At 47.4% G+C, this 17136-nt stretch carries 17 protein-coding genes; 9 read left to right on the top strand and 8 right to left on the bottom strand.

The features are described 5' to 3' along the window. Positions 1–65 precede the first annotated feature (65 nt). Positions 66–1736, top strand: coding sequence for a calcium-binding protein (locus QUB10_RS15005; RefSeq protein ID WP_333203272.1), 1671 nt, complete (start codon positions 66–68; stop codon positions 1734–1736). Positions 1737–1780: 44 nt separating this feature from the next. Beyond that, positions 1781–2332 (top strand): GUN4 domain-containing protein, encoded by a 552-nt coding sequence (locus QUB10_RS15000; protein ID WP_333203271.1) that lies wholly within the window; start codon positions 1781–1783, stop codon positions 2330–2332. A 105-nt stretch (positions 2333–2437) separates the two neighbouring features. On the opposite strand, the gene QUB10_RS14995 is transcribed toward QUB10_RS15000, so the two are convergent. After that, positions 2438–4507, bottom strand: a complete 2070-nt coding sequence (locus QUB10_RS14995) for a serine/threonine-protein kinase (protein WP_333155454.1) — start codon at positions 4505–4507, stop codon at positions 2438–2440. Between the two features lie 1021 nt (positions 4508–5528). After that, complete coding sequence (gene cax / locus QUB10_RS14990) at positions 5529–6650, bottom strand: calcium/proton exchanger (protein WP_333203269.1); 1122 nt, start codon at positions 6648–6650, stop codon at positions 5529–5531. 280 nt (positions 6651–6930) lie between these two features. Between cax and QUB10_RS14985 the strand changes: the two genes are divergently transcribed. Continuing rightward, the gene (locus QUB10_RS14985) at positions 6931–7401 is read left to right on the top strand and encodes a GNAT family N-acetyltransferase (protein WP_333203267.1); all 471 of its coding nucleotides are present in this window, start codon (positions 6931–6933) and stop codon (positions 7399–7401) included. Positions 7402–7484: 83 nt separating this feature from the next. Further along, on the top strand, positions 7485–8021 hold the full coding sequence (locus tag QUB10_RS14980; RefSeq protein ID WP_333203265.1) for a GrpB family protein: 537 nt from the start codon (positions 7485–7487) through the stop codon (positions 8019–8021). 323 nt (positions 8022–8344) lie between these two features. On the opposite strand, the gene QUB10_RS14975 is transcribed toward QUB10_RS14980, so the two are convergent. Beyond that, complete coding sequence (locus QUB10_RS14975; protein ID WP_333203263.1) at positions 8345–9670, bottom strand: HAMP domain-containing sensor histidine kinase; 1326 nt, start codon at positions 9668–9670, stop codon at positions 8345–8347. 239 nt (positions 9671–9909) lie between these two features. Further along, entirely contained in the window at positions 9910–10284 is a 375-nt protein-coding gene (locus tag QUB10_RS14970; RefSeq protein WP_190659809.1) for a response regulator, read from the bottom strand. Positions 10285–10664: 380 nt separating this feature from the next. Here QUB10_RS14970 and QUB10_RS14965 point away from each other — a divergent pair, with 380 nt between their 5' ends. The 4 genes from QUB10_RS14965 (at position 10665) to QUB10_RS14950 (ending at position 14173) form a co-directional block, all read left to right on the top strand. Beyond that, on the top strand, positions 10665–11081 hold the full coding sequence (locus tag QUB10_RS14965; RefSeq protein ID WP_333203261.1) for a VOC family protein: 417 nt from the start codon (positions 10665–10667) through the stop codon (positions 11079–11081). 67 nt (positions 11082–11148) lie between these two features. Then, positions 11149–11745, top strand: coding sequence for a Uma2 family endonuclease (locus QUB10_RS14960; RefSeq protein ID WP_333203259.1), 597 nt, complete (start codon positions 11149–11151; stop codon positions 11743–11745). 157 nt (positions 11746–11902) lie between these two features. Next, positions 11903–13102 (top strand): FAD-dependent monooxygenase, encoded by a 1200-nt coding sequence (locus QUB10_RS14955; RefSeq protein WP_333203257.1) that lies wholly within the window; start codon positions 11903–11905, stop codon positions 13100–13102. 255 nt (positions 13103–13357) lie between these two features. Continuing rightward, positions 13358–14173: an alpha/beta fold hydrolase gene (locus QUB10_RS14950; protein WP_333203255.1), complete on the top strand. Its 816-nt coding sequence runs from the start codon at positions 13358–13360 to the stop codon at positions 14171–14173. Positions 14174–14200: 27 nt separating this feature from the next. On the opposite strand, the gene QUB10_RS14945 is transcribed toward QUB10_RS14950, so the two are convergent. From QUB10_RS14945 to QUB10_RS14930, 4 genes are all read right to left on the bottom strand, one after another. Next, entirely contained in the window at positions 14201–14743 is a 543-nt protein-coding gene (locus tag QUB10_RS14945; RefSeq protein WP_333203253.1) for a hypothetical protein, read from the bottom strand. After that, entirely contained in the window at positions 14740–15243 is a 504-nt protein-coding gene (locus tag QUB10_RS14940) for a DUF4365 domain-containing protein (RefSeq protein ID WP_333203251.1), read from the bottom strand. Before QUB10_RS14940 ends, QUB10_RS14945 begins: the two co-directional genes overlap by 4 nt. 49 nt (positions 15244–15292) lie before the next feature. Continuing rightward, positions 15293–16186: a PD-(D/E)XK nuclease domain-containing protein gene (locus QUB10_RS14935; RefSeq protein ID WP_333203248.1), complete on the bottom strand. Its 894-nt coding sequence runs from the start codon at positions 16184–16186 to the stop codon at positions 15293–15295. Between the two features lie 109 nt (positions 16187–16295). Then, positions 16296–16577, bottom strand: a complete 282-nt coding sequence (locus QUB10_RS14930; RefSeq protein WP_333203246.1) for a hypothetical protein — start codon at positions 16575–16577, stop codon at positions 16296–16298. 260 nt (positions 16578–16837) lie between these two features. On the opposite strand from QUB10_RS14930, the gene QUB10_RS14925 reads away from it, so the two are divergent. Then, positions 16838–17068 carry a hypothetical protein gene (locus QUB10_RS14925; protein WP_333057522.1) on the top strand — a complete coding sequence of 77 codons (231 nt, stop codon included), beginning with the start codon at positions 16838–16840 and terminating at the stop codon, positions 17066–17068. Positions 17069–17136: the final 68 nt, after the last annotated feature.

Here is a 17136-nt window from a genome sequence, read left to right as displayed (position 1 = left end):
GCTATCTTGTATGCTGCGAGTAAGATCCGGGGATATTTAAACTTGTCCTTTTAACACCAATACTTATGACAATTACTCGCGTCTCTGTTGACTCAGCAGGCAATCAGGGGAACAACTGGTCCGTACGCCCCTCCATCTCAGCCGACGGGCGGTTTGTGGCGTTTGAATCATCTGCCTCCAACCTAGTGCCGGGGGACACTAACAATAACATCGACATCTTCCTGCGGGACTTGTCAACCAACACCACCACCCGCGTCTCTGTTGACTCAGCAGGCAATCAGGCGAACGGCTGGTCCTCCCAGCCCTCCATCTCAGCCGACGGGCGGTTGGTGGCGTTTTATTCTGATGCCTCCAACCTAGTGCCGGGGGACACTAACAATCTCGGTGACATCTTCGTGCGAGACTTGTTAACCAATACAACTACCCGCGTCTCTGTTGACTCAGCAGGCAATCAGGGAAACCTTGTTTCCTCCGATCCCTCCATCTCAGCCGACGGGAGGTTTGTGGCGTTTCAATCTCAGGGCTCCAACTTAGTGCCGGGGGACACTAACAATACAAACGACATCTTTCTGCGGGACTTGTTGACGAATACCACCACCCGCGTCTCTGTTGACTCAGCAGACAATCAGGCCAACAGTGACTCCTACTACCCCTCTATCTCAGCCGACGGGCGGTTTGTGGCGTTTTCTTCAAATTCCTCCAACCTCGTGCCGGGAGACCCTAACTATCGCTACGAAATCTTCGTGCGGGACTTGTCAATCAATACCACCGCCCGCGTCTCTGTAGACTCAGCAGGCAATCTGGGGAACGGCTACTCCTACACCCCCTCCATCTCAGCCGACGGGCGGTTTGTGGCGTTTTTATCTGATGCCACTAACCTCGTGCCGGCGGATGATACTAACAATAGCCCAGATGTCCTCGTGCGGGACTTGTCAACCAATACCACCACCCGCGTCTCTGTAGACTCAGCAGGCAATCTGGCGAACAGTGACTCCTACATCCCCTCCATCTCAGCCGACGGGCGGTTTGTGGCGTTTTTATCTGATGCCTCCAACCTCGTGCCGGGGGACACTAACAATACCGCTGACATTTTCATGCGGGACTTGTTAACCAATACCACCACCCGCCTCTCTGTAGACTCAGCAGGTAATCAGGGAAACGCCTCCACCCAAGACTTCGCCAGCCCCTCCATCTCAGCCGACGGGCGGTTTGTGGCGTTTCCATCATCTTCCTCCAACCTCGTGCCGGGAGACACTAACAATCACAGCGACATTTTTGTTTCTAACACCCCCAGCACTCCAGGTGGCAGCAATAACCCTCCAAACGTCATCAACGGCACTCCCGGCAACGACAACCTGACAGGCACGAATGGCAGCGATAACATCAACGGTTTGCGGGGCAATGATATCCTTAATGGCGGCGACGGCAGCGACAACCTATCTGGCGGCAAAGGTTTTGACACTCTCAACGGCGGTTTGGCCAACGATAATCTCGTCGGCGGCGCAGGCAACGATGTATTTGTTTTAGGTGCGGGATTGGGAATTGATACAATCTCTGATTTCGCCAACTCTCAAGATACGATTCAATTAATCAATGGCTTGACCTTCGGACAACTATCAATTTCCCCTGGAACTAACGGCACATTAATTAGAGTAGCCAGCAGCGGTGAAGTTTTAGCTTCTTTGACAGGCGTTGCTCCCAATTTTATTGGCTCTGAAGATTTCATCTCGGTCTAGAGATGGTAAACTGTCCTTTGTTAAATCACTTTTAATCAGGGAACATGATTAAACTTGGCAAACTATCCCTCGCATTAGTAGGCACATTTATTGCAGTTTTGCAACCAGCATTTACCGCTAATTCACAAGAAAGCAACAGCGAATTTAGCAAACTTCAATCCTTATTAGAAGCCAAAAAATGGTACGAAGCAGATCAAGAAACAGTCTCTCTGATCCGTAACAACCCCGCCAATCTGTCTTGCCCGAACCTCCGCGCGATCGATCGCCTGTGGATGCAATCGAGCAACGGAAAATATGGATTGACTCCACAGTTAGAGATTTGGCAGAAAGTGGGCGGTTCTAGCTGTCGCACTTGCGAAGGTCAAATTCAAGATTTTAGCAAGCAAGTAGGATGGAACATGAGCTCGCAAGTAAGTCCTATACCAGGGGAGTTTCCAGCCCAGTATCCCACTGTTGCTTCATTAAGTTGGCAAAGTTATGTTGACAGCGATAAAAGCATAACTAGGTACAGTCTTTTTGCTGGCGCGCAGACATGGCAAGCGTGGAGGGTTACAGAATTTAACTTGTTTTCTACTTTTGCCAATTGTGGCAAGTAACAGTTGTAGGGCGGGCAATGCCCAGACTTCCACGTCGGAGTCGGGATGGGATTTCTCACTCGCCTCGACTCTTCAATCTAAAATCTAAAATCTAAAATAGTAAAATTATGGCATTCGCCAAATCTTAATAGTGCGATCGGGACTGGCGCTCACAAAAGTCTTGCTATCTCTGGAAATAGCAATAGAACTCACAAACTGACTGTGACCAGAAAGACTGCTTCTTTCTTTTCCCGTCTTCAAATCCCAAACTATAATATCTCCGCCCCCGCTGATCAAAGTGCGGCTGTCCGGGCTAAAGGCGATCGTCCTCACCCAGTCCGAATGCCCTTTAAAAGTGCGGGTGCGCTTCCCGTCTTGCACGTTCGACAAACGGATCGTATTGTCGGTGCTAGCACTAGCCACACTTTGCCCGTTCGGGCTAAAAGCCACAGCAGTAACCGGGCCCCGGTGACCTGTGATAATTCTTCTGACTTCTCCGGTGCCGAGATTCCACAAACGCACAGTCTTGTCCTGGCTGCCGCTAGCGAGAGTTTTACCGTCCCGGCTCCAAGCGATCGCGTTTACTCCTCCGGCGTGGCCGCTCAAAGTCCGCAACCTGCTCCCGGTTTTGACATTCCACAAGCGAATAGTTTTGTCATCGCTGCCACTAGCGAGAGTTTGACCGTCCCTGCTAAAAGCGATGGAGTTGACGGCGGCTGTGTGAGCGGGAATCGTCCGCATCCGTCGCCCCGTCTTCAAATCCCAGAGAATCACATTCTTGTCGCCGCCGCCACTGGCCAAAATTGAGCTGTTCGGGCTCACCGCCAGCGTGTTGACAGATTTTTTAGAATGCACCGAATTGAGAGTCCGCACCAGCCGTCCCGTCCTCACATTCCAAATTCTAATCGTCCCAAAGCTTGCGCTCACCAAAGTTTGACCGTCCGGGGACAGGGCGATCGCATTTACACTCCCGACATTATCCAAACTTCTTTGCAAAAAATGAGTGGTAGGTAAAGTCGAAAGCAGCCACACCGGGTTTGCCGGAAACACCCCGTAACGCAGCGAACCGTAAATTTGGGACGCGCCAATACTCACCATCAAAACAGCCGTGCCCGCCAGCAACTTCTTTTTCCAATCAAAAACATCTTTTTCGGTCTTGTTCAATCCCGAATTCAGAGGTCTGAGGCGGTTTATGGAACTCTGCTTCTTCGCCCCAGACGCCCCGGCAGTTGCGCGAATTTTAGTTTGCCCCGTCGTCGGCAACTGAGTCGGCACCTGAGTTTCTGCGCCGTCGAGATTAATTTCCTCCAAGCACTGCAAAACCATCTGGGGACTTTGAGGTCGATTCCCCGGAAAAGGCGCCATCAGATAATCGATCACATTAGCCACGGAGTCGGAAACTTGAGGAGCTCCTTTGCGCCACATTAATCTGCCCGTGCGCGGATTCTCTGGAAACGCAGTCGGCGGCTTTCCAGTCAGCAAATAAACAAAAGTGCGCCCCAGAGCAAAAAAATCGGACTGCGGAACAGCCTTGCCATTTGTTTGTTCCGGCGGCGTGTAGCCGGGGGAAACAATACCAGTTACATTTTGCCCCTGGCCCACCTTAGCGAAATAAGTCGCCGACACTTCCCGAGCAGTCCCGAAGTCAATCAGCACTAACTGCCCGTTTGGCTTGCACATAATATTGTGCGGCTTGATATCCCGATGGAAATAGTTGAGGCGGTGAACTTGGTCTAAAATTTCCGACAGTTGTTTGAGCCAGTTCACAGCTTGTTCTTGACTGATCGGGCGGCCCCGATGTTTCAGCCAGTCTTGCAAATTGGCCCCAGCAATTTTCTCCATCACCAGACAGTGAAAAGACTCTGTGCTGTGAGCTGGCGTAAATATAAAATAACCGTCGCGATCGACTTTTGGAATACCTGGATGTCTGAGCCTGACCAATACGTCGGCTTCTTGCTTAAACAGTTCTACAGCTTTGGGATGTTCTTTGAGCAGGACTTTGAGCACTCTTCGGGCGCCGTTGTCGTCCACTTCAAATGTTCTGCCAAAGCCACCGCCTCCGAGAGGCGCGACTAGCCGATATCGACCTTGCAACAAAAGTTCTGACCCGCAGTGGATACACGCGGATTTGCCAGAGTTGGCGGGATCGGAGGGATTCGGGCATTTGGGATTGAGGCAATAACTCACAGAAGCCACATAACCCTGATTGAGGTTGCTCTATCAAGTTTTACTTTGACACTGCTCTACAAAACTTGGCTAAACTTATCTAAGCTTCACCATTCAACTAGAAGTATTTTCTAGAGGGTTTGATTCCTGTTTCTGCCAAGAGAGTCGGCTCTTACTTGTCCACAGGCGTAAATTCGGGTGGAGCAGCACCCTATTTTTGAAGTCTCTACAACTATTTATTAGTGTGGAAGCTTTTAGCCATTGTTTAACCATTATTTTCAACCAATTTAACGAATCGTGGTATCCCGTTCGACCTTTTTATAGGCTGGTCAGTTTTAAATCGACCGTCGTTTACTGTGTGCACTCTTGGTGAGTGAGATTTTTGATTCAGCTTGCGTTACTGGCCTTGACAAGATTACTCAAGCCGCATTAGAGGTGTCTTCTCTAAAATCGTTAATTCCGGTATGGCATACCGTATTTGATTAGTCCTCTTTATCTAGTTCGGTTTTTGTTCAAATACGAGTTTTCCTAGACGGCAACACCGTGTTTGTGAAACGACGTACTCAACAATAAGAGTACGATGTTTTACGTTGTCTAGTTAGACTCAATTTTCAACTTATGACGATCGTAGCACACCTAGTAAAAGACTCATGAGCACCCTTGATTGAAATCTTGCAGCGTCTCTGAAGTCAAGGGAGGCTTTAGTCTGGCTTGACTTCAGCATCCCGTGTTTTTGTATAACCGGGGGCACTGCGATCGAACGATCGGGTTGAGGCCAAAGGTTTTGTTGTTTGTCACAGCCGATCGAGGTCACAAATCCCTGATGAGAGCACATAATGTACAAACACACCAGAACTAATAACGAGAGAGCAGCCACATTTCAATTGTACGATCGCAACCACCACTCTCGAAGAAATAAGTGAGAGTGGGCGAGGGGGAGAGTGGGAGAGTGGGAGAGTGGGAGAGTGGGAGAGTGGGCGAGTGAGGGAGTGAAAAAATCTGCCTTCTTCCCTCTTCCCTCTTCCCTCTTCCTTCCCGATAAGAAAGCCTTTTAAACAAGTCCCTCAATTACCGGATGGAAGTAGAACGCCAGCGCCAAAACCGTATAAGCTGCCAACAGCAAAGTACCTTCGAGCCAGTTAGAGTTGCCGTCAGAACTGATAGAATTGGCGATCAGCACCGACACCGCAACCGCTACAAGTTCAAACGGGTTGAAGTTCAAGTCCATCGGTTTGCCCAAGACAAAACCTGCCAAAACCAACACCGGCGCAACAAACAAAGCAATTTGCAAACTCGAACCCACGGCCACAGAAACCGACAAATCCATTTTATTTTTCATCGCCACCGTCACCGCCGTCGTATGTTCGGCCGCATTGCCAATAATCGGCACTAAAATCACCCCGGTAAACAGTGATGTCAGCCCCAAACGCGCTGTCGCTTCTTCCAGAGTACCCACCAACAGTTCCGACTCGACAGCTACCATCAGGGTACAGGCCAATAGCACCCCAATCCACAGCGGCAGATTGACTTTGTGGTCAGGACTGTCTGGTGCTAAGTTATTTTCGGCTAAATCTTCCAGCATTTCTATTTCTGCCACCCCTGCATCGTACAGATAACTGTGGGTTTTCATCGAAAACAGCAGCGTCAGCACGTAGACGATAATCAGCACTACAGCAACAGCGCTAGAGAGGTTCTGCATAGTTGCCGCAGGGATGCCAATAGAGGTGGCATTAACTGCTGTTGGCACCAAAATGGCAATCACGGCTAAGTTCATCGCTGAAGCATTCAACCGGGCGACTGTCGGCTGAAAATCTTGTTCTTTGTAGCGCAAGCCGCCCAGCAGCATCGCCAATCCCATCACCAGCAGCAGGTTGCTCATAATTGAACCGGTGATGCTGGCTTTGACAACATCTATTAGTCCGGCGTTGAGGGCGACGATGCCGATAATCAGTTCCGTGGCATTTCCGAAGGTAGCGTTCAGCAAACCCCCCAAATTGGCACCGAGGACGACGGCGATTTCTTCGGTGGCCGTCCCCATCCACGCGGCTAGGGGGATGATGGCTAAAGCCGAGGTGACGAAGATTGTGGAGGATTCCCAGCCGAGAAAGTGTCCGGCGATGGAAACTGGGATAAATAACAGCAGGCTGGAAATAATTGTATTTGTGTTTAGCATTTAGATTCTCAAAAGCTGCCAACCGTCAATCATAGCCTGTGACCAAATGAAAAAAAGGGCGAGGGCGAGGGATTTGGGTGTTCGCTTAAAGCTGGGGGCGGAGGATCCTCTTCTGCAAGCTTCGCTAACGGGCGATCGCTGCATGGCGGCTTTCACTGATGTGACAAACTAAGAGAGGGATTTGTTTAGCCGATCGGTTCAATGGATTTTTGTATTCGATTAGCTTCCTTAGAAGACATTCCTAAGTTAACAACTTTAATTCCTGATTCTGCTAGAGCTTGTGCCTGCAAGCTACTATAGTTCAGAGCAGATTGAAGGTGCACTGGGCCTAGTTTTTGGGGTTGACAGTCAACTGATTCTAGACCAAACATACTTTGTTGCTGAGAACAATCACCAAATTGTTGGTTGCGGTGGTTGGAGTAAGCGTAAAACGCTTTATGGAGGTGATTCAGGCAAAAATAATCCAGAAGACAGCCTGCTCAACCCAGACAGCGACTCGGCAAAGATTCGTGCATTCTTTGTTCATCCAGCCTGGCCACGTCGAGGAATTGGAAGTCGGATTATGCGAGTATGTGAACTGGCTGCTGAGCGTGCTGGATTTAAGCAAGTTGAGATGATTGCGACGCTGGCGGGAGAGCCATTTTACACAAAATTTGACTATCAGGCGATCGAGCGGTTTGAAATTTCTCTCCCAAACAGTCAGTTCCTCCCCGTTGTCCGTATGTTTAAGAGCTTTGGGCGCAACCCGTAAAAAATGAGGCCTAATAAAATCTGTTTCGGTTAAATGCGATCGTAAATCAATGAGATGACAAAGAAAGCAAATAATTATCAGCCATGTCAATAAAAGTAGGTTTTTTCAAAGTAGAAGTCGTCCCGCACGATCCAAATTGGCGCAGCGCCTTTGAAACTGAGTCGAAACTGATTGCACTTGCACTTAGGGAAAATGTGGTTGCTATACATCACATTGGTAGCACAGCGATTCCACAAATTCATGCAAAGCCGATTATCGATATGTTAGTTGAGGTTAAAGATATTACTAAAATTGATGTACAGAGTTCAGCACTTGAGGCATTAGGTTATGAAGCAATGGGTGAGTTTGGGATATCCGGTCGTCGTTTTTTTCGCAAGGGTAATGAAGCAGGGATTAGAACACACCACCTTCACGGGTTTGAAGTGAACTCAGCGCAGATAGAGCGTCATTTAGCGTTTCGAGATTATATGATTTCCCATCCAGAGGACGCGCAGCAATACAGCGAACTAAAGAGAAAGCTTGCCAAAAAATACCCTGATAATATTCAGGGGTACATGGACGGAAAAGATGGGTTCATTAAAGCAATGGATCTGGATGCGGCTAATACCAATTTTTTATGAGGCCCCGTAGAATCCGATCACCCTGGTGCCCCCCGCGTCCGGGGGGGACAAGAGTCCGATCTTTCGTCCCCCTACTATCAGGGAGATGCGAGGGGGATCGAGATATGTGCAACTTCACATTAAATTGGTATTAGAGACTACTAAATAATTATAAAAAATGCAAATGTCCTGACAAAGAATTAGCACAAATTTTCTTTAAATAAAAAGATAATTTAATCTAGATTGTCTGATTTGGCAGAGTCGGGTTTTCCTATCCATTTGACTAATACTGCTGTGAGTCAGGTGGAAGAAGTGACACGGAACCAGACAACGGGATCAACTACTTATGATTCTAAGGGTAGAGAAAGGGTGAATACAGCCCCTTGACCGGGTTTACTACTGGCTGTAATACTGCCTCCATGCGCTTCAATAATGCGTCTGGCAATCGCTAGACCCAGACCAACCCCATTCTTACTAGAGCGGCTCGTGGTGTAAAACTGTTCAAAAATGCGAGGTAAATCGGTTTCAGGAATGCCGCTTCCCTGGTCTTGAATTGAAATCAGAGCCTGTTGCTTGTTGCCAGAGGCAGCAATGAAAATACAAGCATTGGGGGTAGAATACTTAATCGCATTGTCTAAGAGATTCAAAAAAGCCTGTAATAAGCGTTCCGAATCGCCCATAATCCGAAGGTCAGCAATATCAACTTCTACAGTCACGTTTTTAGCCTGCATACGAACTTCCATTGCTCTAATCGCACGGCTGATGACACTTTCTAAGGCAATGGCTTGGATTTCTAATAGCGTGACACCCGCTTCTAAGCGTCCTAAATCAAGCAAATCGTGAATCAAGCCCGAAAGCCGCTTCGTCTCCTCTTTGATGGTTTGAAAGAAGCGATCGCGCAACTCCAGCTCATCCACAGCGCCACGCTCCAGCGCATCAATGGTGACCTGAACATTACTCACAGGGGTCCGCAGTTCATGGGAAACATTCGCTAGGAAGGCTCTGCGTTCGTTGTCCAATGATTTCAACCGCTCACTCATACGATTCAGTTCCGTTGCGAGTTGGTCTAGTTCATTGCTTTGACGAATCACGAGTTTGTCATCAAACTGTCCTCTACCCACACGAATCGCAAAGTTTCGCATCACCTCAATGGGTTTAGAGAGACTCCGGGCTAATCGATCGCTGACCAAGGTACAGAGAAGAATGGTAATGCCAAGGGCGGCTAAAATTGTCCAGATCACCCTTACAAACTGTTTCTGAAACTGTTCTAAAGTAATCGAGATGCGTAATATCCCCAACATCTGACCATTGCGAGTCATCGGTTTGACAATATAGAGGCGATCGTCCCTTGATAAAACCCCTTTAGTAACGCCCTGCACCGAATGACCGTGTAGTGCTTCTGAAACGCCAGATATCAGCAGCCAATTGGTGATTTGTCGATCTGTTTGAGGGTCAGAGGTGGCTAGCAGCGAACCTTGGGCATCAAAGACACGGAGTGTGATATTGGCGGGTGCCCCATAGCGCCGGACAATGATCTGCACCCGTTGCGTATCTTTTTCTTCGAGGACATCTGCAACGCTCTCGCTCAGTGCTGTTGCCCAGTTTTCTAAATCTGTCTGACGAGACTGCATGAAAAAGGCATAAAACGTCCATAGGATGTAACCAGACATAAGCGAGGTTCCTAAGACGATCAGGATCAGGTAGGTAGCCAAGAGCTTCGTGTGGATTGAATTCCACCGAAGAGATGCTAACCATCTGCTCGTAAAGGAGTCTTGGGCAAAAAGTTTCATCGGCTCAAACATGGCTGGGATAAATGGTGTATCCGTTGCAAGTGATCCTAACCTAGCGCCATTGGTGATGGATTGAGCCAACCGAGCTATCAAACCCTTGAAGGATGCCTTAATCGCTTTTAAGTAGATTCCGCATGATGGCGACGCAGCAAAGCTTTAATCCGTGCGAGCAATTCCTGCGTATTGAAGGGTTTGGTCACATAATCATCTGCCCCTGCCTCTAAGCCCAACACTTTATCCATATCTTGGTCTTTAGCCGTTAGCATCAGTATAGGCACATTAGAAAAAGCCCGGATACGCCAACACACTTCCATCCCATCAACTTCTGGCATCATCAGATCGAGCAGAATGATATCGGGTACTTGCTTGTGGAATTGTTTGATGGCGCTGTGTCCATCTGGTGCTGTAGTGACCTCATAGCCTTCCTTTCTCAGTGAGTAAGCAAGGCTTTCACAGAGTGGGGCTTCGTCGTCTACCAACAAAAGATGCGGCATGAGTATAAATAGTTACATTTCATATGGAGTATCTCAAAGGCAGGATTAACCGACATCTACCTTGAGAGGTAAATCGTCTTGGTTCCGCTCAGGTTTTGCTGCTTACAAATACTAGGCAGCAAAACGATGGACAGTTACGAGCGGTTATACCAATTTAATGTGAAGTTGCACATATCTCGATCCCCCTCGCATCTCCCTGATAGTAGGGGGACGAAAGATCCGACTCTTGTCCCCCCCCGGACGCGGGGGGCGCCAGGGTGATCGGATTCTACGGGGCCTCATAAAAAATTGGTATAAGTGGCGATCGTCTCATTAAATTTATGAGATTGGAAGTGGCAATTCTTGATATTAAGCCTAATATGACTGGAGCAACATAACATATGAGTGATATAGGTATCACACACATCGCACTGCCCGTTTCTGATGTCGATCGCAGTATTGAATTCTACTCCAAGTATGCTGGAATGCAGGTCGTTCACCGCCGCATTGATGCAGAAACTGGTGTTGCTGTGGTCTGGCTTTCTGACCGCACTCGCCCTTTTGTAATTGTGCTAATTCAAACAGACTCCGTACATCCAGTTTTGTCTCCCTTTGCACACCTCGGAGTAGGTTGCAAAAGCCGCGAATACATGGATTCTCTCTGCGACAAAGCACGTCAAGAAGGCGTACTGCTTGAAGAACCAAAAGACTCTGGATATCCGATCGGCTACTGGGCTTTTTTGCGAGACCCGGACGGTCACACGCTGGAACTATCCTACGGGCAAGAAATCGGATTTACAGTGGAGGATGCTACTTAAAGTTATAATAAACAAATCGCCCTCCAAACCCGATCGTTTCTCATCTGGAAATAGACTGGAGAATCAAATGACTGCAGCAATCATCGCACCACCCAGAAAAGAATCACCCCTTCTGTTTGACGGACTCACTTGGAGAGAGTTCAAAGCAGTTGAGCAATTGTTAGACCGTCCAGGATATCGACTTTCTTTCCTGGATGGAGTTTTGGAGATTAAACTAATGCCGGGAGAACCCCACGAAACCGTTAAGAAGAGAATTGCCGCATTGTTGGAGCTTTACCTGCTGATGGCGGGGTTTGACTTTACTCCAACTGGCTCAATGACTCTGGAAAGTGAAACCGGAAAAGTCAAGCGAGAGGCGGATGAATCTTATAAACTTGCTCCTGGTCGCAGGCTACCCGATCTGGCGATCGAGGTCGTGTTTTCCAGTGGTGGCATCAACCAACTGGAGGCATACAAGCGGCTGAAGATAAAAGAAGTGTGGTTCTGGGAAGATGGATTGTTAGAGGTTTATCACCTGCGGGGAGAGGGCAATACACTTCATTATGAAAAGGTTTCCAGTAGTGAGGAGGTGAAAGGGATCGATTTGGATTTGTTGTTGCGCTGCATCAATATGGTGAATCATGTTGATGCAGTTAAGACTTTTCAACAGGCACTCCAAAAATAGCTGGGATTAAGAGACTTCTCCAAAAAAGCAGGTTTTGAACAGGCATCCTGCCTGTTCCACGATAATAATTATGGGAGATGTCTAATAGATCATCGCGCACCCTTGAACCACCTCTGTTTGCATCTCAATATCCGCAACAAGCAATGGAAAATACCAAATGACACAAGTTGTAATTGTCGGAGCGGGGCCAACTGGTGCGGCACTTAGTTTGCTGCTGGTGAAACGAGGTATTTCTGTAACGTTGGTTGAGGCTGCAAAAGATTCCTACCGAGTGTTTCGCGGTGAAGGGTTAATGCCCAGCGGATTGGATGCGATCGCACAAATGGGCTTATCCACTATGCTAGAAGGTGTTCCACACCGGCCAATTGATGCCTGGGAGTTCATTGTGGGCGATCGACAGTTATTTCGAGTTGATGAGCCAATGGGGTCAAATCGACCTTGTACACTGGTATCGCAACCGCCTTTGCTAGAAACACTAATTTCAGAAGCTCAGTTACATCCAGAGTTTGAATTTATCCCAGGTGTTCCCGTAAAAGATTTACTCTACAGCAACGATCGCATTGCGGGTGTAAAGCTAGGAGATGGGCGAGAAATTCCTGCAGCACTTGTGATTGGTACAGATGGTAGAAACTCGGTTGTACGACAACGTGCAGAATTAGAGTTAGTAAAACAGCAGAATAGTATAGATGTTCTGTGGTTTAAACTTGCCACTCATCCTCGGTTTGTGGCGGATAATGTATTTTATTCCATCCTGAATGGCGGTAGCGGATTCAGTGTCTTTCATGGAGCAGAATCAGGAAAACTTCATCTGGCTTGGGTGCTATCGGCAGATGACAAAACTGATTGGAAACACACAGACTGGGCAGAAACTTTCGCTTCGCTATCTCCTGCGTGGATGGCAGAACATTTCCGCAACTGTAAAGATACGATCGAATCTCCGATGCGATTATCTGTTGTGGTTGGTCGCTGTCCGCGCTGGCATCGACCAGGAATCATACTTTTGGGGGATGCGGCACATCCTATGTCTCCGGTTCGCGCTCAAGGAATTAACATGGCTTTGCGCGATGTAATTGTTGCCGCCAATCACCTTGTACCTTTATTGAAAGCAGGGGCTAATTCCGAGGATATTGACTTAGCATTATCGCGGATTCAGGCAGAACGCGAACCGGAAATTATTCGCGCCCAACAACTGCAAGCACAAGAAGCGTGGAAAGGCGAACAACTACGAAAAAATGGATTATTGCGTTTATTGATGATGCAAGCTGCTCCATTTTTGGGTGAAACAATTAAACAATTTTGGGTGAAAGGACAGTATGAATTGCGCCAAGGAGTAACAGAGGTAAAATTGGTTGTGTAAAATGAGGAAATTGAAACCTGACTTACCCGTCCAAACCAAAGAAACCGGGTTTTTACCTTTTCTGCGATGCTCTAATATCAATTCCGGTTGTATCGGAATGATTAAACCACAGAGGGCACAGAGGACACAGAGAAAGAGAAGAGAGAGATGCATAATTCCGATGTTAACGGATTTGATATAACCGAGTATTATTGCGAAAAATCCGGTTTCTGACTACCCGTGCGTCCAGGACTATAAAACTTAGGAGAAGTTTTTATGCGATCGACAACTATCAAAGGACCGATCGGCACTATTCACATCATCGAAGCCAGCGGCCCTGTCACCGCTGGGGAGTCGGAACCGCTGCCGGTGGTGTTCGTGCACGGTATGACGGTTTCTGCGAGCATCTGGGATGCCCAGCTTGCTCATGTAGCGCGTACCCGACGGGCGATCGCCCTTGATATGCGGGGACACGGTGATTCTGCACCGCCGGAGGACGGCAACTATGCGCCCGCCTCCTGTGCAGCGGATGTTTTCGCGGTACTGGATGGGCTGGGACTCGATCGAGTGGCGATCGTCGGGCACAGTTTCGGTGCTTGTATTGCCCTCGCCACAGCAGCCACCGCACCGCACCGCATCGCGCAGTTAATCCTGGTAGATCCACCTGGAGACTTTACCAAGGTGCCTCCAGAGGTGCACGAGGCACGCATCGTCCCCTACCAGAGAGCTCTGGAGACGGAGGATTGGCGGGCTGCTGTGGAAACCAGCTTCAACGAGGCGCTGACAGGAAGCAGGGCCCAGACGTGCGATCGGATACTCGCTTGCTTGGCGGCGACTCCACAGGATTGTCTGTCTGGAATGTCTCGCGGGATGTTTGCCTTTGAAGCAGTTGATGCTCTCGATCGCTACCTAGCAGCCCCTGGAACACGAGCCCACGCCATTATTGCTCCCTCAAACACTTTTCCCTTCAGCCTCCACATCCTCCGTCCCACGCTGACGACAACTACGCTACCCGATACTGGACACTGGCTGATGCTGGATGCGCCAGAGGCCTTTGCTAGGGAACTTGATATCTGTTTGGAAGGTGTTTAATATAGATTTCGACAAAATCTGTTAGTCTTACGACAATTCATCGAGGGTTAAGTTATGGGGGTTTTTGAGGATGAAGGCGTTGTTGTCTTTGATTAAGTCACCGCTACAGAGAATCGGTAAGCGTTCTTGATAAGCTTTAATCGCCAGGATATAATCTTTGTCTGCGAGTGAAGTTTGAATTTTCCGCAATTTGTCAGCAATGACGCCTATTAAGGTTATTTCGCCACTTAATTTGTCGGTGTTGGGGGTGTGAACTTGCATGACAATTCCCTGTAAGGTCATATTGGGGAGTGAGGTGATCAAGTCTGCTAATATTTCAATTTGAGAGCGATTTTCGACAATTTCTAGGGTTTCCATGACTTCGTACATCCGCAGAGCAAAACCGCTGATTTCTGGCTTGAGAGCTAACAAAATTTCGTAGTCTTCGCCTGCTTCATTCTTGCGAGTCCAGATGGATGATTTGTCACCGTCTCGGCTTTGTTCGTGCCATCCGTGTTTTTGTAAATAAGCAGCGACTTGAGGCGGTTCTAAGGTTTTGAGAATATCGGGGTCGCGGACTGTTACTATCATAGGAGTTCTCCTGATTCAATGCGCTGCATGAGAGTTTTTAAAGCGTCTGTGTTGAAAATGTTTTGTGTGGGTATTTGAACAGTGACAGTGTTTTGATTTTGGGTGGGCGGTAGCCCTCGCAATGATGCCCAGTAGCCACAATAGCGAAGGGAGAGTTCTTGTTGAGATTGGCGCAACCAATCCTCTTGGCTGTCGGGTACTAAAACGATAATCAGAATGCGGGGGACGAAAGGGTTTTCTAGCCTTAATTCTTCATAGTTTTTAACTTCTAGGGGATATCGGATAATTTCATTATCCAGTAATTTTCTGGAGGTGCATTTTATTTGGACATCTAGGCGAGGGCGGCGCGTTGATTGTGATGGTCCCAAACCTGTAAGAATTACGTCAACTCCTTCTGCATCTAAGGGACGCGGGGCTATTTGGAATGAGTAGCTTGCCGCGGCTGTTACCGCATAGACATAAGCATAGCTAAATTCCTCTTTTTGGGTGTTCAGAACCACGCTTATTTTAACCTCGATAATTTTAAACAGGTCTTTACCAAATAGCTAATCATTCATTATCTTCTTCATTGATTACTGATGTATTGTCTGCCATACGCCCTGGACGAGAAACTATAACTACGTCAAAAATACCCGGCAATGTTTTGAGTCCACTATCTAATAAGTCGTGTTCTTCTGTCCTGCAAGAGTCATCCCAGATAAAAGCAATCATTTGTTCATGGGGGGAGCCTTGAGCTAGGTATAAAGACGTATCTTCGGCAATTTCTCCAATAATTTTTTGGGGCCTGTCTTTGCGATACCAGAACTTGATTTCAATAACCAATTTAAGCGAGGGAATTTCTAGGTCTACTCTTGGTTTTTTCTGCCCTACCGATCTAGTATATTCTTCTTCTCTGATATCGGCGAACACCGCAGCTAATAAAAAATATAGCAAATTTTGTACATGATATTCATTTTCTATGCACCATTGCCGAGGTTGACCGCCCTTTGTGCGTGAATTTCCTTCCCATGTCCAACGTCGAAGTCCCGCTGGAACTCGTTTTAATAATTTGCTAACATCTTCCAAGCTAAAGGAGCCTAAAGCAGATTGAGAAGAAATGAGCAACCCTTGTTCGTAATTTTCTTTAACTGCCTTCAAGTTTGACAGATGAATCTTTAAATTCGTTTTAAGATTCGATCCCGAGGATACTTCAATTAATGAGGTTCGCTGACTGTTAGTTAATGGGATAACTTGCACTAGAAGTAACTTGTAGTTAGTCTGCCACTTTTCCCAATCATAATCTCCATCGAAGACATATGTTTCAGGCTCTTCTCTAAGTTGACCGACACTGGTAAATCCGTGGTGAGCGGGTATGACTTTTATTGCTTTGTACATAGCATCTCCCTCAGCTATAAGTTCCTTAAACTGATCGAGGTATTTCTTAAAATTGTTGGAAGTTAACATAATTAGGTTTCGGCTTCCATTAATTAATTTATTGATTTAAGGCAAATCCCACACTCAACTCTAGCAAAAAATCGCGGCTGCGATCGATTAAAGCTTTCTCTAATTCTCGCTATTGCGCTTCTTTGCCTAAAAAGTACGGCCCGCACTTGATATTGCACAATACGTTCCTTAAGTTCTCGCAAAAAATCATGATAATCTTCAGCAATTGACGAACTATCTGCCATAACTCCACCCCGGTAGATTTTCCCGAATGATCGCCTCTAACTTGGCACTCTGGGCAAATTGCCTCTCCCACTTCGCCGTCAAATGCAGCATCTTCTCGTCCAAACCCTCCTCCTCCTCCTCCAATCCCTCCGCCCTCACATACCTCTGAGGGGTTAAAACCTAACACTTACCGTTTTGCTTTTTTGTTGCCTTTTGACTCCGCACCAGTGTTACAACTCTTCTGGAAAGTACATTTGCAGCAAATCTGCCCCGCCCTAACCGAACCGGCCTAACTTCTCCAGAACTTAGGTAAAAAGCACCTAAAGTATGATGCGAAACTCAGGCAAAACTCTTATTCTATAAGTCGATCGGGCATTAAACCGATATCCACAATCGCCAAGATTTATCGCCAAATTTTAAATTTTTCCGGCGAAAACTTGCTATTTAATGAATAAGACTTTAAGATCCAGCAATGTAAATCAAAATCTCAATGAGCAGCCCTGCAAGCACGAACCCGAAATGGGTCGCAAGTGCCAAAAAGCAGCAAAAGCTACCTTTTTTAACTCTTTCAACAGCAAAGCATTGGCAAACAAACCAGGGATCGACGGTTGGCATCTTGGAACGAATGCTTTGCTAGCAATACTACAAATGTATCAAAACTTATCTGCCAAAATTTAGCCCGAACAGATGCCTAGCTGTAACTCTTGCTGCGTAAGGTTTCAGTTTCTAAATAGGCTGGTTTTATT

Origin of the sequence: Microcoleus sp. B5-D4, from assembly GCF_036705145.1 — a bacterium.
Lineage (GTDB): Bacteria > Cyanobacteriota > Cyanobacteriia > Cyanobacteriales > Microcoleaceae > Microcoleus.
Note: the sequence above shows the minus strand (reverse complement) of the source record. Positions and strands in the feature narration are given on the sequence as shown.

Coding starts and splice junctions, on each gene's coding strand:
- QUB10_RS15005 (WP_333203272.1), top strand. CDS start 66: ATGACAATTACTCGCGTCTCTGTTGACTCAGCAGGCAATCAGGGGAAC.
- QUB10_RS15000 (WP_333203271.1), top strand. CDS start 1,781: ATGATTAAACTTGGCAAACTATCCCTCGCATTAGTAGGCACATTTATT.
- cax (WP_333203269.1), bottom strand. CDS start 6,650: ATGCTAAACACAAATACAATTATTTCCAGCCTGCTGTTATTTATCCCA.
- QUB10_RS14980 (WP_333203265.1), top strand. CDS start 7,485: ATGTCAATAAAAGTAGGTTTTTTCAAAGTAGAAGTCGTCCCGCACGAT.
- QUB10_RS14975 (WP_333203263.1), bottom strand. CDS start 9,670: ATGTCTGGTTACATCCTATGGACGTTTTATGCCTTTTTCATGCAGTCT.
- QUB10_RS14970 (WP_190659809.1), bottom strand. CDS start 10,284: ATGCCGCATCTTTTGTTGGTAGACGACGAAGCCCCACTCTGTGAAAGC.
- QUB10_RS14965 (WP_333203261.1), top strand. CDS start 10,665: ATGAGTGATATAGGTATCACACACATCGCACTGCCCGTTTCTGATGTC.
- QUB10_RS14960 (WP_333203259.1), top strand. CDS start 11,149: ATGACTGCAGCAATCATCGCACCACCCAGAAAAGAATCACCCCTTCTG.
- QUB10_RS14955 (WP_333203257.1), top strand. CDS start 11,903: ATGACACAAGTTGTAATTGTCGGAGCGGGGCCAACTGGTGCGGCACTT.
- QUB10_RS14950 (WP_333203255.1), top strand. CDS start 13,358: ATGCGATCGACAACTATCAAAGGACCGATCGGCACTATTCACATCATC.
- QUB10_RS14945 (WP_333203253.1), bottom strand. CDS start 14,743: ATGATAGTAACAGTCCGCGACCCCGATATTCTCAAAACCTTAGAACCG.
- QUB10_RS14935 (WP_333203248.1), bottom strand. CDS start 16,186: ATGTTAACTTCCAACAATTTTAAGAAATACCTCGATCAGTTTAAGGAA.
- QUB10_RS14925 (WP_333057522.1), top strand. CDS start 16,838: ATGAATAAGACTTTAAGATCCAGCAATGTAAATCAAAATCTCAATGAG.